The organism is Actinoallomurus acanthiterrae (assembly GCF_054775715.1).
In genome coordinates this window covers 12101872-12122614 of the sequence record NZ_BAAHCO010000001.1, presented here as the reverse complement: position 1 = coordinate 12122614, position 20743 = coordinate 12101872, and the positions used below count along the sequence as shown (strand labels likewise).

Annotated in this window: 20 protein-coding genes and 2 pseudogenes; 13 read left to right on the top strand and 9 right to left on the bottom strand. The window is 70.4% G+C overall.

Annotated elements, in window-relative coordinates:
- Window positions 1–73: 73 nt before the first annotated feature.
- The 4 genes from purS to purL all read left to right on the top strand — a co-directional run bounded on the left by purS (window position 74) and on the right by purL (window position 3984).
- Window positions 74–316, top strand: coding sequence for a phosphoribosylformylglycinamidine synthase subunit PurS (purS, locus tag ACYVF7_RS57085; protein ID WP_252845398.1), 243 nt, complete (start codon window positions 74–76; stop codon window positions 314–316).
- Window positions 317–446: 130 nt separating this feature from the next.
- Window positions 447–890 carry an ATP-binding protein gene (locus ACYVF7_RS57080; RefSeq protein ID WP_460356737.1) on the top strand — a complete coding sequence of 148 codons (444 nt, stop codon included), beginning with the start codon at window positions 447–449 and terminating at the stop codon, window positions 888–890.
- 53 nt (window positions 891–943) lie between these two features.
- Window positions 944–1621 carry a phosphoribosylformylglycinamidine synthase subunit PurQ gene (gene purQ, locus ACYVF7_RS57075; protein ID WP_460356735.1) on the top strand — a complete coding sequence of 226 codons (678 nt, stop codon included), beginning with the start codon at window positions 944–946 and terminating at the stop codon, window positions 1619–1621.
- A gap of 77 nt (window positions 1622–1698) precedes the next feature.
- Window positions 1699–3984 carry a phosphoribosylformylglycinamidine synthase subunit PurL gene (gene purL / locus ACYVF7_RS57070; protein WP_460358605.1) on the top strand — a complete coding sequence of 762 codons (2286 nt, stop codon included), beginning with the start codon at window positions 1699–1701 and terminating at the stop codon, window positions 3982–3984.
- Window positions 3985–4027: 43 nt separating this feature from the next.
- Here purL and ACYVF7_RS57065 read toward each other — a convergent pair whose 3' ends face one another.
- Window positions 4028–4696 (bottom strand): TetR family transcriptional regulator, encoded by a 669-nt coding sequence (locus ACYVF7_RS57065; RefSeq protein ID WP_460356732.1) that lies wholly within the window; start codon window positions 4694–4696, stop codon window positions 4028–4030.
- 83 nt (window positions 4697–4779) lie between these two features.
- Here ACYVF7_RS57065 and ACYVF7_RS57060 point away from each other — a divergent pair, with 83 nt between their 5' ends.
- Window positions 4780–6207 (top strand): MFS transporter, encoded by a 1428-nt coding sequence (locus ACYVF7_RS57060; protein ID WP_460356730.1) that lies wholly within the window; start codon window positions 4780–4782, stop codon window positions 6205–6207.
- Between the two features lie 45 nt (window positions 6208–6252).
- Here ACYVF7_RS57060 and ACYVF7_RS57055 read toward each other — a convergent pair whose 3' ends face one another.
- The gene (locus ACYVF7_RS57055) at window positions 6253–7095 is read right to left on the bottom strand and encodes a helix-turn-helix transcriptional regulator (RefSeq protein WP_460356728.1); all 843 of its coding nucleotides are present in this window, start codon (window positions 7093–7095) and stop codon (window positions 6253–6255) included.
- Between the two features lie 22 nt (window positions 7096–7117).
- On the opposite strand from ACYVF7_RS57055, the gene ACYVF7_RS57050 reads away from it, so the two are divergent.
- Window positions 7118–7261 carry a hypothetical protein gene (locus ACYVF7_RS57050; protein ID WP_460356726.1) on the top strand — a complete coding sequence of 48 codons (144 nt, stop codon included), beginning with the start codon at window positions 7118–7120 and terminating at the stop codon, window positions 7259–7261.
- 6 nt (window positions 7262–7267) lie between these two features.
- On the opposite strand, the gene ACYVF7_RS57045 is transcribed toward ACYVF7_RS57050, so the two are convergent.
- Window positions 7268–8116, bottom strand: coding sequence for a hypothetical protein (locus tag ACYVF7_RS57045; protein WP_460356723.1), 849 nt, complete (start codon window positions 8114–8116; stop codon window positions 7268–7270).
- Between the two features lie 294 nt (window positions 8117–8410).
- Window positions 8411–9553, bottom strand: coding sequence for a S8 family peptidase (locus ACYVF7_RS57040; protein ID WP_460356721.1), 1143 nt, complete (start codon window positions 9551–9553; stop codon window positions 8411–8413).
- A gap of 184 nt (window positions 9554–9737) precedes the next feature.
- On the opposite strand from ACYVF7_RS57040, the gene ACYVF7_RS57035 reads away from it, so the two are divergent.
- A complete protein-coding gene (locus tag ACYVF7_RS57035; protein ID WP_460356718.1) occupies window positions 9738–10187 on the top strand; it encodes a sterol carrier family protein in 450 nt (149 codons plus the stop codon).
- A 33-nt stretch (window positions 10188–10220) separates the two neighbouring features.
- Here the strand turns inward: ACYVF7_RS57035 and ACYVF7_RS57030 are convergent, their stop codons facing one another.
- Both ACYVF7_RS57030 and ACYVF7_RS57025 read right to left on the bottom strand, forming a co-directional pair.
- Window positions 10221–10793, bottom strand: coding sequence for a hypothetical protein (locus ACYVF7_RS57030; RefSeq protein ID WP_460356715.1), 573 nt, complete (start codon window positions 10791–10793; stop codon window positions 10221–10223).
- Window positions 10794–10999: 206 nt separating this feature from the next.
- Window positions 11000–11356, bottom strand: a complete 357-nt coding sequence (locus ACYVF7_RS57025) for a DUF4190 domain-containing protein (protein WP_460356713.1) — start codon at window positions 11354–11356, stop codon at window positions 11000–11002.
- A 200-nt stretch (window positions 11357–11556) separates the two neighbouring features.
- Between ACYVF7_RS57025 and purF the strand changes: the two genes are divergently transcribed.
- The 5 genes and pseudogenes from purF to ACYVF7_RS57000 all read left to right on the top strand — a co-directional run bounded on the left by purF (window position 11557) and on the right by ACYVF7_RS57000 (window position 15698).
- On the top strand, window positions 11557–12993 hold the full coding sequence (gene purF / locus ACYVF7_RS57020) for an amidophosphoribosyltransferase (protein WP_460356710.1): 1437 nt from the start codon (window positions 11557–11559) through the stop codon (window positions 12991–12993).
- A complete protein-coding gene (gene purM / locus ACYVF7_RS57015; RefSeq protein ID WP_460356708.1) occupies window positions 12990–14033 on the top strand; it encodes a phosphoribosylformylglycinamidine cyclo-ligase in 1044 nt (347 codons plus the stop codon). The genes purF and purM overlap by 4 nt, the downstream gene beginning before the upstream one ends.
- Window positions 14034–14197: 164 nt before the next feature.
- Window positions 14198–14875 (top strand): SanA/YdcF family protein, encoded by a 678-nt coding sequence (locus ACYVF7_RS57010; protein WP_460356706.1) that lies wholly within the window; start codon window positions 14198–14200, stop codon window positions 14873–14875.
- Between the two features lie 126 nt (window positions 14876–15001).
- Window positions 15002–15169: pseudogene (locus tag ACYVF7_RS57005) on the top strand (NAD(P)H-binding protein); the annotation flags it as partial.
- Window positions 15170–15281: 112 nt separating this feature from the next.
- Complete coding sequence (locus tag ACYVF7_RS57000) at window positions 15282–15698, top strand: NAD(P)-dependent oxidoreductase (protein ID WP_460356703.1); 417 nt, start codon at window positions 15282–15284, stop codon at window positions 15696–15698.
- A gap of 34 nt (window positions 15699–15732) precedes the next feature.
- On the opposite strand, the gene ACYVF7_RS56995 is transcribed toward ACYVF7_RS57000, so the two are convergent.
- On the bottom strand, window positions 15733–16668 hold the full coding sequence (locus ACYVF7_RS56995) for an RNA polymerase sigma-70 factor (protein ID WP_460356701.1): 936 nt from the start codon (window positions 16666–16668) through the stop codon (window positions 15733–15735).
- Between the two features lie 243 nt (window positions 16669–16911).
- Between ACYVF7_RS56995 and ACYVF7_RS56990 the strand changes: the two genes are divergently transcribed.
- A complete protein-coding gene (locus ACYVF7_RS56990; RefSeq protein WP_460356698.1) occupies window positions 16912–18441 on the top strand; it encodes an MFS transporter in 1530 nt (509 codons plus the stop codon).
- Window positions 18442–18558: 117 nt separating this feature from the next.
- Here ACYVF7_RS56990 and ACYVF7_RS56985 read toward each other — a convergent pair.
- A pseudogene (locus ACYVF7_RS56985) lies at window positions 18559–20035 on the bottom strand (SulP family inorganic anion transporter).
- Window positions 20036–20063: 28 nt separating this feature from the next.
- Window positions 20064–20669, bottom strand: a complete 606-nt coding sequence (locus ACYVF7_RS56980; protein ID WP_460356696.1) for a carbonic anhydrase — start codon at window positions 20667–20669, stop codon at window positions 20064–20066.
- Window positions 20670–20743 lie beyond the last annotated feature (74 nt).

Below are 20743 nucleotides of genomic sequence, written 5' to 3'. Positions count from 1 at the left end.
AGGGTTCGCGTCACCGGCGTCGCGGCGTTGCCGTACGCTTCGGTGCCGTAGCTGCAGATCAGAGGGGGTTGCCATGGCGCGTTTCATCGTCGACGTCATGTTGAAGCCGGAAATTCTCGATTCCCAGGGTCAGGCCGTCGCCCGGGCGTTGCCGCGGCTCGGTTTCGAGGGTGTCACCGGGGTACGCCAAGGTAAGCGCTTCGAGATCGAAGTTGAAGGGCCGGCCGACGAAGCGGCCACCGAACGTGTCCGGAAGATGGCCGAGACGTTGCTGGCCAACCCCGTCATCGAGACGTTCGAACTCCGCGCAGAATAGTCGCCTAAAGTTAGCTCGGTCCCGCGATTACGCCAGTTTCCACCGGGGAAGCCTTAGCTTCGTTGAAAGAATCAGCAGACGGGGCCGACCCCAGGTCAGGGGTCAAGATGACACGAGGTGTCCGGTGGATATGAAGTTCTCACTCGACTTGCCGCGTGAGACTCTCAGCATCCCGGTGATCCGACGGGTCCTGGGCGATACGCTGCGCGGGTTGGGGGTTTCGGAAGCCTGTATTGCCGACCTTCTCGTGGCCGCATCCGAAGCCTGCACCAATGTCGTGCAGCACGTTGATTCGGCGTCCCACTATGAAGTGATCGCCAGTATCGCCGGTGACCACTGCGTGCTGAAGGTCGCCGACACGGGCCACGGCTTCCAAAGCGACAAGCAGAAAGGCGCGGGGCCCGATTCGGAGTCCGGGCGGGGGATCAAGATCATGCAGGCGCTCGTCGACGACGTCACCTTCGACAGTCGCCCCGACGCGGGCACGGTCGTCTACCTCCAGAAGAGGCTGAGCTGGCAGGAGGAGTCCCCGATGCGCCTCCTCGAGCCCGAGCTGCTGAAAACCGCAGGGTAGACCCCCGGATAAGCTGGGGCACGTCCCGACCGTTCCTTGATCGGAGTGTGCCCATGTCAGCCCGTGTGGGCGTCATCACCTTTCCCGGTTCGCTGGACGACCGGGACGCCGCACGCGCGGTCCGCCTCGCCGGCGCCGAGCCGGTGTCCCTCTGGCATGCCGAGGCCGACCTCTTCGGTGTCGACGCGGTCGTTCTTCCCGGCGGCTTCTCCTACGGCGACTACCTCCGCGCCGGCGCCATCGCCCGGTTCGCCCCGCTCATGGACAAGCTCGTCGCGGCCGCCGGCGACGGCCTTCCGGTGCTCGGCATCTGCAACGGCTTCCAGGTGCTGTGCGAGTCGCACCTCCTGCCGGGAGCGCTGACCCGCAACGCCGGCCTGCACTTCGTGTGCCGCGCCCAGCGCCTGCGCATCGAGAACGCCGACACCGCCTGGACCACCGATTACGAGCAGGGCCAGGAGGTCGTCATCCCGATCAAGAACATGGACGGCTGCTACGTCGCCGACGAGGACACCCTCGACGAGCTGGAGTCCACCGGTCGGGTCGTCGCCCGTTACGTCGACGTCAACCCCAACGGCTCCCTGCGGGACATCGCCGGCATCTGCAACGAGGCGGGCAACGTCGTCGGCCTGATGCCCCACCCCGAGCACGCGGTCGAGGCGCTGACCGGCACCTCCACCGAGGGGCTCGGCTTCTTCACCTCTGTCCTCAAGAAGTTGGTGCACCAGTGACTGAGCAGGCCCACACCTCCGTCAACGAGTCCGGCGACGAGCGGCCCGGTGCCGGCCCGTCGGCGACCGACCCCGACCTGGCGGCCTCGGAGCCCGCGGCGGAGCAGCCCGCCGCGCCGCCGGTCGAGACGGACACCGTCGAGCGTGCGGAGCGCACGCCGGAGCGCGAGCTGCCGTACGCCGAGCTCGGCCTGAAGGACGACGAGTACGCCCGCGTGCGGGAGATCCTGGGCCGGCGGCCCACCTCCGCCGAGCTGGCCATCTACTCCGTCATGTGGAGCGAGCACTGCTCGTACAAGAGCTCGCGCGTCCACCTGCGGCAGTTCGCCGACAAGGCGCCCGAGACCGACGCGCTGCTCGTCGGCATGGGCGAGAACGCCGGGGTCGTCGACGTCGGCAACGGCTGGGCCGTCACCTTCAAGATCGAGTCGCACAACCACCCGTCGTACGTCGAGCCGTACCAGGGCGCGGCCACCGGCGTCGGCGGCATCGTCCGCGACATCATCTCGATGGGCGCCCGGCCGGTCGCGGTCATGGACTCCCTGCGCTTCGGTCCGCCGGAGGCCTCGGACACACGCCGGGTGCTCGACGGCGTCGTGCGCGGCGTCGGCGGCTACGGCAACTGCCTCGGCCTGCCGAACATCGGCGGCGAGGTCGTCTTCGACCCCTGCTACGCCGCGAATCCGCTGGTCAACGCCCTGTGCGTGGGTGTGCTCAAGCCGGAGGACATCAAGCGGGCGATCGCGCCGGGTCCCGGCAACAAGGTGATCCTCTTCGGCGCGGGCACCGGGCCGGACGGCATCGGCGGCGCGTCGGTGCTGGCGAGCGCGACCTTCGACGAGGAGTCGCACCAGAAGCGGCCGTCGGTGCAGGTCGGCGACCCCTTCATGGAGAAGGTCGTCACCGAGTGCTGCCTGGAGATCTTCGCCGAGGACCTCGTCGTCGGCATCCAGGACCTCGGCGCGGCGGGCGTGTCCTGCGCGACCACGGAGCTGGCCGCTGCCGGCACCGGCGGCATGGACATCGACCTGAACAAGGTCCCGCTGCGCGACGCGACGCTGCGGCCCGAAGAGATCCTGATGAGCGAGTCGCAGGAGCGCATGATGGCCGTGGTCGAGCCGGCCAAGGTCGAGCGCTTCCTCGAGGTCTGCCGGAAGTGGGACGTCCCCGCCACCGTGATCGGCGAGGTCACCGACACGGGCCGGCTGCGGATGACCTGGCACGGCGAGACGATCGTCGACATCCCGCCGGGCACCGCCGCCGACGACGGCCCGGTGTACGAGCGGCCGTACGAGCCGCCGGCCGACCTGGGGCAGCTGCAGGCCGACGGCCCGGGCCGCCTGCCGCGCCCGGCCACCGCCGAGGACCTGCGCAACACGGTGCTGTGGCTCATCGGCTCGCCGAACCTCGCCGACAAGACGTTCGTCACCTCGCAGTACGACCGGTTCGTGCTCGGCAACACCGTGCTGGCCATGCCGGAGGACGCCGGCGTGATCCGCATCGGCGACGGGCCGCAGGGCATCGCGCTGGCCACCGACGGCAACGGCCGCTACGCGCGGCTCGACCCGTACGCCGGCGCGCAGCTCGCCCTGTCGGAGGCGTACCGCAACGTCGCGACCACGGGCGCGCGGCCGCTCGCGGTCACCAACTGCCTCAACTTCGGCTCGCCGGAGGACCCGGGCGTGATGTGGCAGTTCGCGCGCGCCGTCGAGGGTCTCGCCGACGGCTGCCAGGCGCTGGGCGTCCCGGTGACCGGCGGCAACGTCAGCTTCTACAACCAGACGGGCAGCACCCCGATCAACCCGACCCCGGTGATCGGCGTCCTGGGCGTGCACGACGACGTCGACCGCCGGGTGCGGATGTCGTTCAACGTCGAGGGCACCACGCTGCTGCTGCTCGGCGAGACCCGGCCGGAGTTCGGCGGCTCCGAGTGGGCGAACGTCGTGTTCCAGCACCTGGGCGGGCTGCCGCCGCGCGTCGACCTCGCGGCCGAGGCGGCACTGGCGTCCGTGCTCGTGACCGGGGCGCGGGAAGGCGTGCTGAGCGCCGCCCACGACCTGTCCGACGGCGGCCTGTCGCAGTCGCTGGTCGAGTCCTGCCTGCGCGGCGGGCTCGGCTGCGTGGTCAGCCTGCCGGACGACCCGTTCACCGAGCTGTTCAGCGAGTCCGTGGCCCGGGCCGTCGTGGCCGTCTACCCGGAGCACGAGGAGCGGGTCGCCGCCCTCGCCGAGGCCGCCGGGGTCCCGGTGCGCCGACTGGGCACGGTCGGCGGCGACGCCTTCGAGGTGGAGGGCCTGTTCTCCATCCCGCTGAGCGAGCTGCGCGAGGTGCACCAGGGCGCCCTGCCCGCGCTGTTCGGCTGATCGAGCGACCGCGCCGCGCCGGGCCAGGCCCGGCGCGGCGCGGTCAGCCGTTCGGGGCCAGGGCCCGGACGCCGGCGATGAAGATGTCGATCCCGAGAGCGATCTCGGCGTCGGAGTCCTGCCCGGCGGCGAGCGCGGACGCGGCGGCGATGACGTGGCCGTACCGCTCGGGGGACATCGTCTCGAGCATGATGCGCTTGCGGCGATGGATCTCGGCGACCTCCTCGTCCGTCATCGTGGGCTTGACCTGCGCGTCGCCGATGACGAGCGTGATCGCCGTGCGGAGGCCGTACTTGGAGATGGCGGCCGCCGTCTCGGGCTTGAATCCGCCCTCCGCGAGGATCGCCAGCGCCGCCTCCATGGAGTCGTAACAGCGCGGGGCGTCGATCCAGGCGCCCATCAGCAGGCGAGCGGCGCTCGGATGCGCGCGTAGCACGCTCACGGCGGACGCCATCAACGCGTGGAGCCGGTCGTACCACGGTGCTTCCGGGTCGACCTTCGTGTCGACCAGCGACCACACGCGGTCGACGAGCGCGACGTGCAGCTCGTCCTTGTTCTTGAAATGCCAGTAGAGCGCCATGGGCGTGACGCCCAGGCGCTGGGCGAGCCGGCGGATCGTCAGCCCTTCGAGCCCCTCTTCGTCGGCGAGCGCCAGGGCGCCGTCCACCACTGTCTCCCGGCTCAGGCGAGCCCGTTCCTCATCTGCGGCCACTTGACAACTATACGCCGTACAAGCTTCCCTATACGAGGTACATGTACGACGTATAAGAACGCTGTATAGGAGAGTTGGGGACGATGGAATCTCGTCGACGCTGGTGGACCCTGACCGGGGTCGCGCTGGCGACCTTCATGACCTATCTGGACAACAACGTCGTCAACGTGGCGCTGCCGTCCATCCAGCGCGACCTGCACCTGACGCTGTCCGGGCTGGAGTGGATCGTCAGCAGCTACATCCTGGTCTTCTCCGGCCTGATGCTCGTCGGCGGCAGGCTCGGCGACGTGTACGGCCGCCGCCGGCTGTTCCTGGCCGGACTGACCGTCTTCACCGCCGCGTCGCTCCTGGCCGGGATCGCGGGGAACGAGACGACGCTGATCGTCGCCCGGGTCCTGCAAGGGGTGGGCGCGGCCGCGTCGGCGCCGTTGACGCTCGCGATCATCTCCTCGACCTTCCCCGACCCGCGCGAGCGTACGAGGGCGGTCGGGGTGTGGAGCGCGGTCGGCGCGCTCGCCCTGGCACTCGGGCCGCTGACCGGCGGGTTCATCTCCGAGCGCTGGCACTGGGGCTGGATCTTCCTGATCAACGTCCCCGTGGGCGTGGTGACGATCGCCATCATCGCCTTCTCGATGCGCGAGACCGACGAGGCCGTACGCCGCCGCCTGGACGCTCCGGGCCTGCTCACCTCCGCCGTCGCGCTGTTCTCCGTCACCTACGCGCTGATCGAGGGCCACGACCGGGGCTGGACCTCGGCCCTGATCCTCGGCGCGTTCGCCCTCGCCGCGGTCTCGGCGGCGGTGTTCATCGTGGTCGAGACCCGCACCGACGACCCGATGGTGGACCTGTCGATGTTCCGAGAGCGCGTCTTCAGCGGCGGCCTCGGCGCGATGGTCCTGTGGGGCTTCGGCGTGATGGGCGTCTACCTCTTCACCGCGATGTACCTGCAGAACATCCTGGGCTTCTCCCCGACCAAGGCGGGGGCGTCCATCATCCCGATGGCGCTGATGATGATCGTGATCGCGCCGTTCGCCGGGACGGTCGCGCGGCGCCTCGGCACGAACCTCACCGTCGCGGCGGGTCTCGCCCTCAACGTCGTCGGAATGGTCATGGTCTCGTTCGTCGGCGAGGGCGGCAGCTTCATGGACCTGCTGCCCGCGTTCGTGGCCTTCGGCATCGGCTCCGGCTTCACGATGATGCCGCTGACCGACGCGGTCATCGGTGTGCTCCCGCCCGCGCGGGCCGGCGCGGCCTCCGGCGTGCTCAACGCCTCCCGCGAGGTCTCCGGCCTCCTCGGCGTCACGATCATCGGCGCGATCCTGACGTCACGCCAGTCCGCGGTCCTGCGCGGCGGCTCCACGCCGATCCACGCCTTCCTGTCGGGCTACCAGCTCGCCATCCTGGTCGGCGCCGCGATCGTCTCCATCGGCGTCCCCCTCAGCCTCTACACCCTGCGCACCCGCAGTCAGGCCGCCGTGGGGACCGAGCCGGTGCTGGAGCCGGCCGCATGAGCTGACCCGCTGACCCCTGGCGCTCACCGCGGTGAGCGCCAGGGATCACGTCGACGTCAGGACGTACGCGGGAGCGGCGGCCTGGTCGGCGGCCAGCAGCCTCAGCCGTTCCTCGGCGGGCGAGCCGGCCGCCACGGTGTAGGCGACGAGCAGCTGATCCTCGTCGCCGGGAGGCGCGAAGGTCTCGAAGCGGAATTCCAGCTCGCCGACCCGCGGATGATGGATCAGCTTCCGGCCGTGCGTCTTCTCCACGACGTCCTGACCGGCCCAGAGGCGGCGGAACGCCTCGCTACCCGCCGAAAGCTCTTCGACGAGGTCGGCCATCCGCGCGTCGTCCGGGTACCGGCCGGCGTGGAGGCGCAGGTACGCGACGGTCTCCGCGGCGACGGCCTCCCATTCGGGGTACAGGGCGCGGCCCGCCGGATACAGGAAGGCGTGCCGAGCCGCGTTGGGCCGATCCAGGCCGGAGAACCCGGTCACGGCGTCGGCCAGCGGGTTCCAGGCGAGGACGTCCATTCGGCGGCCGAGGATGAAGGCCGGAATGTCCCGCATCATCTCCAGCATGCGGAGTAGCCCGGGCCGTACGCGCTGTGGCCGCTGTGCCGTGCGCGTCGTCCGGTCAGGGCGCGCCAGGTTGCGGAGGTGGGCACTCTCGGTCCCATCGAGGCGCAGTGCGCGGGCGATCGCGTCGAGCACGGCGTCGGACACGCTCGGACTGCGCCCCTGCTCCAGGCGTACGTAGTAGTCGACGCTGACGCCGGCGAGCTGCGCCAGTTCCTCGCGGCGCAGGCCGGGCACCCGCCGCCGGCCGTACTCGGGCAGTCCCACGTCGCCAGGCTGGATGCGGGCGCGCCGAGAGCGGAGGAACTCACCGATGCTCTGGTCCATTGGTCCAGTATCGGTGCATTCAGTGGACCAGCGCGCAGGGTGCTACCTGCACCGGGTCGACGACGCGATCCCCGTCGAGAAGTCGTGGGGCGGACTGAGCGAGCTGGAGGGCAAGCTGCGCGCGCTCTACTCGCTTTGGTTCCTGCGGCCTACGAACTCACCATGAGCACGATCAGAAGTCGCGGAAGGACACCGACCGCCCATGGGCGTCAAGCGGGGTCACCGTCCAGTATCGCCGACCATCGTTCCGTGCCGTGACGCTACCGTCCGGGTCGGAGTCGACGATGAAGTAGCGGCCTTGTGGTATCCCTTTCATTGCCGGGAGCGGTGAGGTCGGCACCACATAGGTCTTCAGCCCCGGGCCAGCGAGGCGGACCTGGGTTGCGTTTGTCGGCACGGGCCCCAGAAAGAAGTTCGAATAACCGGGCCCTTTTCCTGAGCTCCAGTAACCATAGGACGGTCGTGCATCGAACTCGCATCCGCCGGCAGACTGCTCACCCCCAACGATGAGGTTGAGGCATAGCCGCGTCTTATCGCCACTGGAGTGATGCTTGTGTTCGACGCGGGCGACCAGCTGCCACCGCTCACCATTCGGTCCGGATCCCTCGGTCAGCGGAATCGCCTTTCCCATCGTGACCGTGCTCGCATTGAAGAATTTCTCGTAGGCGAAGACGCCGAAGATGGCGAAAAACGAAACAACGACAGCCAATGCTAGTCCGATTGCTGTTTTTCTGGTCCTTTTCACGTTGCGCCATTCTCGGTAACGTGTCGCGACTTTAGGTGACGGTTGGATCGTTCGATGGTTTTCGTGATGGAGCAGCGGGGTGGTTGCCTCCTTTGCCGCGGTCGGGACGTGCCCCAGGTCAGGAGCGTGGGCGGTGAGCAGGTCATGCCCTCGTGCGCCGTCGCTGTCCAGCACCACACCTCGACCGGCACCGACGGCACCGCCCAGTACATCAAGGGACAGATCATCGGCAGGTTGGCTCAGATGACGACCGCTATCGTTGGCCAGCCCCGGCACCCACCGCTGAGCCCACTCCTTGATCGTTGGCGTTCCCCGCCTCTTCAGCGATTGCTGCCGTAAGAGGCGGCAATCGCTGGTGAAGCTGGATGGTGCTTTTTACGCGTCGACGCGTTGCACCAGTTCGCACAGCTCAGGACTGGCGGGCGTCTGCATGGTGATCAGGTCGGAGACGAGTTGGCAGATGAGGGGATGCGCCACCGGCTAGAGCGGATAGACGGCTCCGGGCGGAAACTCAGACGCGAGAAGGCCGCCGACCCCGGTGGGGCGGCGGCCTTCTCGTGGATCAGCGGATCAGAGGGTGCTCTTGTACAGCAGCCGGTTGTGGGTGTTCGGCTTGTTGTTCTTGATGGCGTTCAGGGTCGCGTGCGAGTGGATCCACGTCTGGACCGTGCCGAACGACTTCTGGCCGTACGTCGACTTGTAGAGCGCCGCGACACCGGTCACGAACGGCGTGGCCATCGACGTGCCGCTGAGGACCTCCGTGCCGCCCGGGTAGGTCGACTTGATGTTGCTACCGGGAGCGTAGATGTCCACGCACTTGCCGTAGTTGGTCCACGAGGTGCGCTTGTCGGTCGAGGTGCTGGCCGCGACGGCCTCGACGCTCGCCGCGCTGGCCGGCGAGGTCTTGCAGGCGTCCACCGGGTTGCCGTTCTCGTCGCCGTTGCCTGCGGCGACGGCGACGAACACTCCGGACTTCGACAGGCTGGTGACCGCGTTGTTCAGCGCGGTGGACTTGCCGCCGCCCAGGGATAGGTTGGCGACCGACTTGGCGCCGTGGTGCTTGATCACCCAGTTGATGCCGGCGATGACGTCGGAGGTGCTGCCCTGACCCGAGCAGTCGAGCACCTGGACGCCGTGCAGGCTGACGCCCTTGGCGACGCCGTACGTCTTCGACCCGATGATGCCGGCCACGTGGGTGCCGTGGCCGTTGCAGTCCGCCTTGCCGTACACCGTGTTCGCCCGGCCCTGGAACTGGCTGAGGGTGGTGTCGATGCCGGTGTCGATCACGTAGGCGTCGACGCCCGAGCCGGTGTGCTTGTAGGTGTAGGAGTGCGAGAGCGGCAGCTTGTGCTGGTCGATCCGGTCCGGTCCCCAGTTGACGGGCGTCTGGGTGGTGTTGATCTTGATGACCTGGTCCGGCTCGATGGCGGCGACGTTCGGGTCGCTCTGCACCTTCTTGAGCTCCGACGGTGTCAGCTTGGCGGCGAAGCCGTCACCGAAGTCGTGGAGGCGGCGCAGGCCGGTGAGCTTCGACAGGCGGGCGCCGGTGTGCTTCAGCGTCACGATGTACTGCCCGGGCACGGCCTGGGTCGAGGCGGATGCGACCGCGACGTGGGCGGTGGGGGCGGTGATGGCGGCGTAGGCGGGGACGGCTGCTGCCGTGATCGCGACGGCGGAGGACGCGATCACGAGTCTTCTGGCTCGGACCCTCACGTGGGGGCTCTCCTTCGAGTGGGGGGCGCGGGCCGGGAGGGGGCCACCGGCTGCGAGTAACCAAACAACCACAAGACAGTACAGGTGTGGCAAGTGGTCTTTAGTGGCATATGGGGGACTAAGGCAATTTAGCGTGTCCCACGGGTCGGTGGGCACTGTTTCAGCCGGTAGCGTCGGTTCTGCCATGGCCAGACCCACACCTGAGCGGCTGCGCGCCGCCCTCGACGACCAACTCGCCGCGCTCGGCGAGGAGCCCTACGCGGGCCCGGCGGCCCGCCTCGCCGACGCCCTCATCGACGCGGTGGTGGCCGCGTACGCCGCCGGCGCCGAACCCGAGCGCGCGGCCGTACGCCTGGCCGTGAAACTGCTGCTGGACCGGCTCGCCGGGGAGGCGCCGGGGCGCTCGGTGGAGGTGCGCGTGCCCCCGTACGCCGCGGCGCAGTGCGTCGAGGGCCCGCGCCACACCCGCGGCACCCCGCCGAACGTCATCGAGACCGATCCGAAGACGTGGATCCTGCTCGCGACCGGCCGGCTCGCCTGGACGGACGCCACCGACCGGATCGCGGCGAGCGGATCGCGGGCGGATCTGTCCGCCCATCTGCCTGTCACGCCGTATTCGGCGAATGATCGATAAAGGGGCCGGCGGGGCTCGCCCGCCGGCCCGGGATCAGCCGAGCTCGAGCAGTTCCAGGCGCTCGGCGAGCACTCCGAAGAGCGGATCGTCCTCGCCCGGGACGGACGACCCGCATCCCAGGCAGAACGAGACGCCGTCCTGGACGACGAAGTACTCGCGCACCGCCCACGTCCGGCCGGCGTCGTGGCGCGCGCAGTTCAGCCGCGCGCCGGCCCGCCCGGCGACGGTCACGTCGCTGATCTCGAAGTCGACGAAGCCGACCCCGGCGAGCGACTGCTGCGCGCCCTCGGCGATCTCGGCGGCGGAACGCCCGGGCCGTACGGGCTGCCGGAAGACGATCAGGCTGTGCCGCCGGTCACCGGGGTCGACGAACCGCGCGGTCTCCCACGGGCTGTTCTTGAGGTTCGGCTCCCGCTCCTCCCAGTTCCGGGGGACCTGGACCGCGTAGCCGAAGTCGGGTTTCTCGATGCGCTGCCACTGCATGGATTGCATGGACTGCTCCTTGGCGTCCAGACGTCGAAGGTGCCTGAGAGCAGCGGTGTAGGACTCGCCCGTACGCCGGGCGCGCTCGCGGACACGTCGCTTGAAGTTCTTGTTCGCCGTCATCAGGCCCTCGACACCACGCGACCCGACCCCCGGCGAACGAGCCCGTGGCGGGCGGATGACCAGCGATCCGAGGAAGGGATCCCCTTTGCCTCCACCGAGCGACCCTGCCGGGGAGGGGCGAAGGAGGTTGGGCGGTAGATCAACGCCCGCCGTCATGCTCCCTCTGGCCCCGAGGCCTGTCAAGACGGCGGTGCTCCGTCGCCCGCTCAGGGGTGGGGCGTGGCCTTGAAGAAGGGGACGCGCTTCTGGAGGCACTCGTCCCGGGCCTGCTTCGTGGGATAGCGGGCATGGTCGGAGCAGGGCGCGATCCGGCCGTAGAACCAGACGGCGAAGGCGATCGCGAGCGCCAGTGTCAGCGCCGACAGGATCAGGCCCGCGACGGCCATGCCACGGCCGTTCCGCTGAACCACCGCGATGACGCCGACGACGACGCCGGCCAGGGCGGGCAGGACGCCCAGGCCGCAGAGCCACAGCGTGAGGAGCCCGGCGATGCCGAGGACGAGCGCGGCGATGCCGAGCCCCCTGTGGCGTTGCGGCACCTCGCGCACCGGCTGATACACCATGTCACCTCCCGGACACCCATCGTGATGGATCGGCGCCGGGTGAGGCGGCGCGGCACGCCGACCACGTGCGGGGAACCACGTCCGCCGCCCGTTCCGGCCCGCCGGTTTACCCCGCCTGGAACGGCCATCCCGGCCCGGCGGAGTGGGCGTCGCCCACCCGCGGCGGAGGGGGCTCGGTGAATGCCGCCTACACTGGCCATGTGTCGCGTGGAGACGGACGGCTGAGCCACGACCTCGACCCCCGGGATCGAAGCCCCCAGGACGCCTGCGGGGTCTTCGGCGTCTGGGCACCCGACGAGGAGGTGAGCAAGTTCGCCTACTTCGGTCTGTACGCCCTGCAGCACCGGGGTCAGGAGTCGGCCGGCATCGCGGTCAGCGACGGCGCGCGGATCGTCGTCTTCAAGGACATGGGCCTGGTGTCCCAGGTCTTCGAAGAGTCCGTGCTCAACACCCTGCGCGGGCACATCGCGATCGGACACTGCCGCTACTCCACGACCGGATCGAGCGTCTGGGAGAACGCCCAGCCGACGTTCCGCTCGACCGAGTCCGGCAGCCTGGCGCTGGGCCACAACGGCAACCTCATCAACACGCCGGAGCTGGCGGCCCGCGTCCCGGCCGGGGAGCTGACCGCCACCACCGACACCGAGGTGCTCACCGCCCTGCTGGCCGGTGGCGAGGGCGGCGTCGAGGAGACCGCGCTGGAGGTGCTGCCGCTCGCCCGCGGCGCCTACTCCCTCGTCTTCATGAACGAACGCACCCTCTACGCCGCGCGCGACCCGCAGGGCATCCGCCCGCTCGTGCTCGGCCGCCTCGAGCACGGCTGGGTGGTCGCCAGCGAGACCGCCGCCCTCGACATCGTCGGCGCGACGTTCGTCCGCGAGGTCGAGCCGGGCGAGCTGCTCGCCATCGACGAGGCGGGCGTACGGTCCACGCGGTTCGCCGTCGCCGAGCCCAAGGGCTGCCTGTTCGAGTACGTCTACGTCGCCCGGCCCGACACCTCGATCGCCGGGCGCAGCATCCAGGCCACCCGCGTCGACGTCGGCCGCCGGCTCGCCCGCGAGCACCCGGTCGACGCCGACCTGGTCATCCCGACGCCAGAGTCCGGCACGCCGGCGGCGATCGGGTACGCCGAGGAGTCCGGCATCCCGTACGGCCAGGGCTTCGTGAAGAACTCCTACGTCGGCCGGACGTTCATCCAGCCGTCGCAGACCATCCGCCAGCTCGGCATCCGGCTGAAGCTCAACCCGCTGCGCGAGGCGATCGCGGGCAAGCGCCTCGTCGTCGTCGACGACTCGATCGTGCGCGGCAACACCCAGCGGGCGATCGTGAAGATGCTCCGCGAGGCGGGGGCCAAGGAGGTGCACGTCCGCATCTCCAGCCCGCCGGTGGCCTGGCCGTGCTTCTACGGCATCGACTTCGCGACCCGCGCCGAGCTGATCGCCGGCAACCTCTCGGTCGAGGAGATCCGCCAGTCCCTCGGCGCCGACACGCTCGGCTACATCTCGCTCGACGAGCTGATCGCCTCGACGCAGCAGGACAAGAGCCGCCTGTGCCGGGCCTGCTTCGACGGCGTCTACCCGATCGACGTCGCCGAGGACGCCCAGGGCAAGCACCTGCTCGAAGAGGCCCGCCGGTGACCGACGACTCCACCGCCACGTCCTACGCCGCGGCCGGGGTGGACATCGCCGCGGGTGAGCGCGCCGTCGAGCTGATGAAGTCCCGCGTCGCGAAGTCCCGCCGGCCCGAGGTCGTCGATGACGTCAGCGGCTTCGCGGGCCTGTTCGACGTCTCGGCGCTCACGCGGTTCGAGCGGCCCCTGCTCGCCACCTCCACCGACGGCGTCGGCACCAAGGTCGACCTGGCGCGGCGCCTCGGGGTGTACGACACGATCGGGCACGACCTGGTCGGCATGGTCATCGACGACCTGGTCGTCTGCGGCGCCGAGCCGCTGTTCATGACCGACTACATCGCCTGCGGTCGGGTGGTCCCCGAGCGGATCGCCGCGATCGTCGGCGGCATCGCCGAGGCCTGCTCCCTGGCGGGCTGTGCCCTGGTCGGCGGCGAGACCGCCGAGCACCCCGGGCTGCTGGAGCCCGACGAGTTCGACGTGGCCGGGGCCGGCACGGGCGTGGTCGAAGCGTCGAAGGTCCTCGGCCCGCACCGGGTACGGCCCGGTGACGTGGTGCTGGGCCTCGCCTCCTCCGGGATCCACTCCAACGGCTACTCCCTGGTCCGGCACATCCTGCGGGAGACCGGGCTGGCACTGGAGGAGACGCCGGCCGAGCTGCCCCGGTCGCTCGGCGAGGAGCTGCTCACCCCGACCCGGATCTACGCCAAGGACTGCCTGGCGCTGATCGCCGCGTCCGAGGTGCACGCGTTCGCGCACATCACCGGCGGCGGGCTCGCGGCGAACCTCGCGCGGTCGCTGCCACCCGGCTGCGACGCCGTCCTCCAGCGCTCCTCCTGGGCGCCCCCGCCGATCTTCGGCCTGCTGGAGACGTACGGCCGGGTGCCCCGCGCGGAGATGGACAAGACCTTCAACATGGGCGTCGGCATGGCCGCCGTCGTCGCCGCGTCCGACGCCGACGCCGCGCTCCGGACGGCGTCCGAGCACGGCCTGCCCGCCTGGGTGCTCGGCGAGATCGTCGAGGGCACGGGCCAAGCCCGCCTGGTCTGACCCGGCCTCGGCCGCTCCGACCGGGGCTCGACCGCTCCGACCCGACCCGGGCTCGACCGCTCCGACCTGATTCGGGCTGGGTCAGGCGCGGCCGGTCTGGCCGGATCCGGCCGGTCCCTGGGGGATCCGCGAACTCGCCCACCGACCGGGTCATCTATCCGGGTATGAGGCGGTTCTGGGTTGCCGTGTGGCGTTGCCGGGCGCCGTTGTCCGTGCTGTGCGCGCTCGGCGGGTACGCGCTGCTCCTTCCGGCCGCGTGGTCGTACACCGAGTCGGGCCGGTACTGGACCGACCCGGCGCGGGCCCCGCAGGTGCCCGTGGGACTGGTCCTCGGCGCGGGGGTCATCGGCGGCAAGCCGACCCCGATGCTCCTCGAGCGCCTCAAGCTGGGCGCGGAGCTGTACCGGAGGGGCAAGGTCAAGGTGCTCCTCGTCACCGGGGACAACAGCCGCAAGGACTACGACGAGCCGTCGGCCATGCGCGACGTCCTGGTCGCCGAGGGCGTGCCGCAGACGCGGATCGTCCTGGACTACGCGGGCTTCGACACCTGGGACTCGTGCGCCCGCGCGAAGCGGATCTTCGGCGTCGACCGCGCCATCGTCGTCACCCAGAACTTCCACCTGCCGCGGGCCATGACCCTGTGCCGCGCGGCCGGCATCGAGGCATGGGGCGTCGGCGACGACAGCACCCGGTACGCGGCCACGGCGACCGTCGCCCTCTACCTTCGGGAGGTCCCGGCCGCGGTCAAGGCGACGTACACGCTGACGGTGCGTCCGCGTCCGTACTTCCTCGGCCCGCGAGAGCCCGGGATCCGCCGCGCGCTCGAGGCGGCCGGCAACTGAGCCCTTCCGTACCGATGTCACAGGCGGCGGTGCTGTCTTGTCTCGGGTAGCGAAAACCGGATCGCCCGCTACGCCCGGCTTCCCGGACCGTCCAGAAGGCGTAGTAGCCAGGGGAGGACAGTCGCCATGCGTATCGCGGTCTTCGGAGCCAATGGGCCCACCGGTCGCCTGCTCACCGGCCAGGCGCTCGCCGCCGGACATCGGGTCGCCGCGGTCACCCGGCAGCCGGGCTCGTTTCCGCTGCACCACGATCGGCTCGAGGTGGTCGGTGCCGACGTGCTCGACCCGGCGGCCGTCGACGCCGCCGTGGCGGAGCGGGACGCGGTGCTGTCGACGCTCGGGGTGCCCGCCGGGCAAGGAGGCGATCAGCACCTATTCGCGTGGAGCGACCAATATCGTCGCCGCGATGAAACGGCATCGGGTGCGCCGGCTCGCCGTGGTCAGTTCGAGCGGGGTCGACCCGCACCCGTACTCCGATGGCGGGTTCCTGTTCAACCGGGTGCTTCTGCCCTACGTGACGCAGGTGCTGGGTAAGACGCTTTACGACGACATGCGGCGGATGGAGACGCTGGTCCGGGCCAGCGATCTGGACTGGACGATCGTGCGCCCGAGCGGGCTCTACCACCTGCCGTCGGTCACGGACTACACCCTTGTCGAGGGCCACGCCGACGGCAGGTTCACGGCCCGTGTGGACCTGGCGGCGAGCATGCTGGCCCTGCTGGACGACGACCGCCACCTTCGCACCACGGTCAGCGTCATCACCACCGTCGACAACCCCACCTTGCTCCAGTGGATCCGCCGCGAAGCGCTCGCCAAGAGCTGAGCCGGCTCGCGGCCGCACGCGGGCCGTGCCGGCCTCAGCGGCTCACGGGGGTCTCCCGCTCCACACGCGACAGCTTCTCGGGGTTACGTACGCCGTAGAGCCCGGTGATGAGATCGTCGTCGACGCGCACCGCGATGACGGTGTCGATCTCCCCGTTGACTCGGACGAGCAGCCCCGGGCCACCATTGACCTGTATCGGCTCGACCGTCCTTTCGACGCCGCGCTCGTACCAGCGGGCGGCCATGTAGCGAGCCACCTTGGCGGCCCCCACGACGGGCCGCAGCAGGGCATGTCTGACTCCCCCGCCGTCGCTCAGAGCGACGACGTCCGGCGCGAGGATGTCGAGCAGGCTCTGCAGGTCGCCCGTTTCGATCGCCCGCTGGAAGGCCTCAAGCGCGTCTCGGGTCTCGGCCGCGGAGACGGCCCCGCGTGGTCGGCGCGCTGCGACGTGTGTCCGGGCCCGGTGCGCGATCTGGCGGACCGCGGCCGGGGTTTTGTCGACGGCTTCGGCGATCTCGTCGTAGTCCAGGTCGAACACCTCGCGCAGGACGAACACCGCCCGCTCGGTCGGCGCGAGCGTCTCCAGTACCAGCAGCATCGCCATCGAGACGCTGTCGGCCAACTCCACGTCCTCGGCCACATCCGGCGCGGTCAATAGCGGCTCTGGCAGCCAGGGGCCGACGTAGGACTCCTTACGCCGACCGAGCGTACGCAGCCGGTCGAGCGCCTGCCGAGTGACGATCCGCACCAGAAAGGCACGCGGTTCCCGCACGGTGGCCAGATCGACGCCCGCCCACCGCATCCAGGTCTCCTGCAGGACGTCTTCGGCGTCGGTAGCCGAGCCGAGCATCTCGTAGGCAACGGTGAACAGCAGATTGCGGTGGGCGACGAACGCCTCGGTGGCGGCGTCCAGGTCTGCGTGATCGAGCGGCTCGGCCGCGTCCTTGGTCCGTTCGCTGCGCTCGCTCATGCCCGACTCCTGCCTGCCGCTCTCAGCACTACCCCACGCACAAGACGCCGGTCCCGACCGCTTTGTGACACCCGCGGCCGGTGGTCCACGTCACACCATCGCTGCTGTCACAGGGTTCAGGGCGCCGGCGTCTCGTGTTCGTCAGGACGCCGAGCGGACGATCCGAGCGGCGCACAACAGTCGTCACCGGCGTAGTGACCGCGCCGGCACCTCAATCCGTCCGACGTTGACAGGGAGATGTTCGTGGCAGCACCTACCGCGACCCACACGGCCGGGCCGGACCCAGCGGCCGTCCGGACGACGGACCAGGATCCGAGACGGTGGCTGATCCTCGCCGTCATCGCCGTCGCCCAGGTCATGGTCGTCCTCGACCTGACCGTGATGAACCTCGCGCTGCCGTCGGCGCAGCGCGCGCTGAACTTCACGCCCGCCGATAGGCAGTGGGTCGTGACCGCGTACGCGCTGTCGTTCGGAGGCCTGCTGCTGTTCTGCGGGCGGCTCGCCGACCTGATCGGCCGCAAGGTGACCTTCCTCACCGGGCTCGTCGGCTTCGCGGCCGCCTCCGCCGTCGGCGGTGCCGCGGTGAACTTCTCGATGCTGGTGACGGCGCGCGCCTGCCAGGGGGTCTTCGGCGCCCTGCTGGCGCCGTCCGCCCTGTCGCTGCTGGCCACGACCTTCAAGGACCCGAAGGAGCGGGCCAGGGCGTTCGGCGTGTACGGCGCGGTCGCGGCCGCCGGCGGGGGCCTGGGGCTGCTGCTCGGCGGTGCGCTGACCTCCTACCTGTCCTGGCGGTGGTGCATGTACGTCAACGTGGTCCTCGCCGCGATCGCGATCGCCGGAGGCGTGCTGCTGGTGGGCAGACAGGAGCGGACGCCGGGCGGCCGGCTGGACGTCCCGGGCGTGGCGGCGGTGTCCGGCGGGATGTTCTGCCTGGTCTACGGCTTCTCCCACGCCGCGTCGCACAGCTGGCGCACGCCCTCGACCTGGGGCTTCCTCGCGGCCGGCGTCGCGTTGCTGATCATTTTCGCCGTCCGGCAGACGCGCACCGCGCACCCGCTGCTGCCACCTCGCGTCGTGCTCGACCGAAACCGCGGCGGCGCCTACCTCACCGTCCTGGTCGTCGGGGCCGGCACGTTCGGCGTCTTCCTGTTCCTCGTCTACTACATGCAGGTGACCCTGGGGTACTCGGCGGTCCGCTCGGGCCTGGCCATGCTGCCGACGGTGGCGCTCAGCGGCGTCATGGCCAACGTGGGCAACACCAGGCTGCTGCCGCGGCTCGGTCCAAAGCCGATGGTCATCGCCGGCATGCTGCTCAACGCGGTCGCCATGGTCTGGCTGACGAGGATCGGCGCGCACTCGGGCTACGCCTCGGCGCTGCTCGGGCCGCTCGTGGTGGCCGGTGCCGGCAACGGCGTCATCTTCGGCATGGTGGCCGCCACCGGTACCTTCGCCGTGGCACCGCGCGACGCGGGGGTGGCCTCGGCGAGCATCAACACCGGGCAGCAGCTCGGCGGCTCGATCGGCACCGCGCTGCTCAACACCATCGCGGCCGGCGCCACCACCGACTACCTGGCCGGCCACCTGCACGGACGGCCGACACCGCAGCTGTTCCAGGCCGCGGCGATCCACAGCTACACCACGGTGTTCTGGTGGTGTGCCGGCATCTACACGGCCGGCGCCGTCATCTGCGGCGCGCTGCTGCGCCGCGGCCCGCTGACCAGGCCCGCGGACATCCCTGCCCGAGAGCCGTCCCCGCGGACCACGGCGGCATGAGGGTGACCCGTCGCTGAACCGCACGAGAACACCCCCTGAGCCGGAACCCGGAGGCGACCGCGGAGACCGGTCAGGGGCGCGGCGACGCCGGCGGGCCCCTGACCGGCGGTTCGGAGGTCAGCCGGCCAGGGCCGGCTCCTTCATTCGGACGGAGGACTTCTCGTCCCGGCCGTCGTGCTGCGCCGCCCACGCCTGCAGTGCCGTACGGCAGGCGTGGTCGAGGTGGCGCAGGCGGGACAGGTCGAGTTCGACCGCCCGTCCGTGCGGGATCGTCTCCAGCGTGTCGAGCACCTTCGGCAGGCGGAGGAACGTCGCGTTCCCGCTGAGCCGGATCACGATCGGGTCCGACTCCTCGTCCACGTCGATGTGGATGTCGGAGACGTCCCACGCGGTCTTCACGATGGCCAGCAGCAGGCCGATGAGGACGCCCTCGAACAGGTTGGTGACGACGATCGCCAGCGCGGTCCCGGTCAGGACGACCGCCTCACCGCGCTCGGTCCGCCAGAGCCGGCCGACCTCCCGCAGCGACAGCAGCTTCCAGCCCGCGTGCACGAGGATGGCGGCCAGGGCGGTCACCGGGATGTACTTGAGCGCCACCGGGAAGGCCACAGTGAAGGCGAGCAGCCATACCCCGTGCAGGATCCGCGACGCCTTCGTACGCGCCGGCCTGCACGTTCGTGGCGCTCCGTACGATGACGGCGGTCATCGGCAGGGCCCCGAGCAGGCCACAGATGGCGTTGCCGGCGCCCTGCGCCATGAGCTCGCGGTCGTAGTCGGTCCGGGGACCGTGGTGCATCCGGTCGACGGCCGCCGCGCTGAACAGGCTCTCCGCCGAGGCGATCAGCGCGAACGCCACCACGGTGCCGATCATGCCGACCGACGCCATCGCCCCGAGCTCGGACAGGCCCGGCGGCTGGATCGAGCCGAGGAGGCCCTTGACCTCGATGCGCTTGACCGGCAGGTCGAACGCGATCGTGATCAGCGTCGCCAGCGCGACCGCCACGAGCGCGGCCGGGACCACCTGAAGGCGCTTCGGCACGTGCTTCCAGCCGACGAGTACGACGATCGTCCCGATCCCGATCGCACCGGCGGCGAGGGCGGCCGGTTCGGTGGCCGACTCGGTGAGCAGGCCGGGCAGTCCGGCGACGTTGGCCGTCGCGGCACCGGGCGACTTGTTGTCGAACAGGCTGTGCACCTGCCCGGTGACCAGGACGAGGCCGATGCCGGCGAGCATGCCGTGCACGACCGAGATGGAGATCGCGCGGAACCAGCGGCCGAACCGGAGCAGCCCCATCACGAGCTGGATCAGGCCGGCGGCGATGACGATCGCCCCGAGGGTCCGCAGGCCGTACTCCTGCACGGCCTCGTACACGAGCACGGTGAGGCCGGCGGCGGGGCCGCTGACCTGGAGGCTGCTGCCCGGCAGGGCACCGGCGACCAGGCCGCCGACGATGCCGGTGATCAGGCCGAGCTCGGCCGGGACACCGGACGCGACGGCGACGCCGATGCACAGCGGCAGTGCGACGAGGAAGACGACGATCGAAGAGAGGAAGTCCTGGCGCAGGGTGTCAGGTCTGGTGAACGACAGTCCCATGGGCACCTCGTTTCAGGGTCAGAGGGGATCAGAGCGGCGGGAACGTGCCGGTCTGCGGGCGGTGGGCGCTGACCACGCCGGTGTCGATGGCGTAGAACCAGGCGTGCAGCGCGAGCCGCCCGTCGTCCGCCCGGGCGGCGACGCTCGGGTGGGTGCGGAGCCGGTCCAGCTGGGTCAGGACGTGCCGCTGTACGGCGGAGGTGATGGAGGCGCCGTCGGCGTCGGTCATCGCGGCCCGGACCGGGTCGTGCGGTTCGGTGTCGGCGAGCCAGCGCTGGACGGAGGGGATGGCGGTCAGGTCGCCGGCGCTCAGGAGCGCGCCCACGGCCCCGCAGTGGGAGTGCCCGCAGACGATGATGTTGGCCACCCCGAGGACCTCAACGGCGTACTCGATGGTGGCGGCCTCGGCGGTCACCCGCTCGGCGTCGTGGACGGGAACGATGTTCCCGGCGGTGCGGAGTTCGAAGAGCTCGCCCGGGCCGGTGCCGGTGATCAGCGTGGGCACCACGCGCGAGTCGGAGCAGGTGATGAACAGCGCCTCGGGGCGTTGGCCCTCGGCGAGGCGACCGAGATCCGTACGCCGGTCGGCCGCTCGCTTCGGGAACAGGCGGGCATTGTCGATCAGCGACTGCATGGCACAGCCTTTCTTCGGGGTCATCGGAACCGATGTCAGGGAAGGACGAGGAGCACCTGGCACGCGAGGCACGG

What these genes read in the sequence shown, in the direction of transcription:
- ACYVF7_RS57080 (WP_460356737.1), top strand. Translation starts at nt 447, where the DNA reads ATGAAGTTCTCACTCGACTTGCCGCGTGAGACTCTCAGCATCCCGGTG.
- purQ (WP_460356735.1), top strand. Translation starts at nt 944, where the DNA reads ATGTCAGCCCGTGTGGGCGTCATCACCTTTCCCGGTTCGCTGGACGAC.
- ACYVF7_RS57000 (WP_460356703.1), top strand. Translation starts at nt 15,282, where the DNA reads ATGAAACGGCATCGGGTGCGCCGGCTCGCCGTGGTCAGTTCGAGCGGG.
- ACYVF7_RS57010 (WP_460356706.1), top strand. Translation starts at nt 14,198, where the DNA reads ATGAGGCGGTTCTGGGTTGCCGTGTGGCGTTGCCGGGCGCCGTTGTCC.
- purS (WP_252845398.1), top strand. Translation starts at nt 74, where the DNA reads ATGGCGCGTTTCATCGTCGACGTCATGTTGAAGCCGGAAATTCTCGAT.
- ACYVF7_RS56980 (WP_460356696.1), bottom strand. Translation starts at nt 20,669, where the DNA reads ATGCAGTCGCTGATCGACAATGCCCGCCTGTTCCCGAAGCGAGCGGCC.
- ACYVF7_RS57025 (WP_460356713.1), bottom strand. Translation starts at nt 11,356, where the DNA reads ATGGTGTATCAGCCGGTGCGCGAGGTGCCGCAACGCCACAGGGGGCTC.
- ACYVF7_RS57035 (WP_460356718.1), top strand. Translation starts at nt 9,738, where the DNA reads ATGGCCAGACCCACACCTGAGCGGCTGCGCGCCGCCCTCGACGACCAA.
- ACYVF7_RS56995 (WP_460356701.1), bottom strand. Translation starts at nt 16,668, where the DNA reads ATGAGCGAGCGCAGCGAACGGACCAAGGACGCGGCCGAGCCGCTCGAT.
- ACYVF7_RS57055 (WP_460356728.1), bottom strand. Translation starts at nt 7,095, where the DNA reads ATGGACCAGAGCATCGGTGAGTTCCTCCGCTCTCGGCGCGCCCGCATC.
- ACYVF7_RS57060 (WP_460356730.1), top strand. Translation starts at nt 4,780, where the DNA reads ATGGAATCTCGTCGACGCTGGTGGACCCTGACCGGGGTCGCGCTGGCG.
- ACYVF7_RS57030 (WP_460356715.1), bottom strand. Translation starts at nt 10,793, where the DNA reads ATGACGGCGAACAAGAACTTCAAGCGACGTGTCCGCGAGCGCGCCCGG.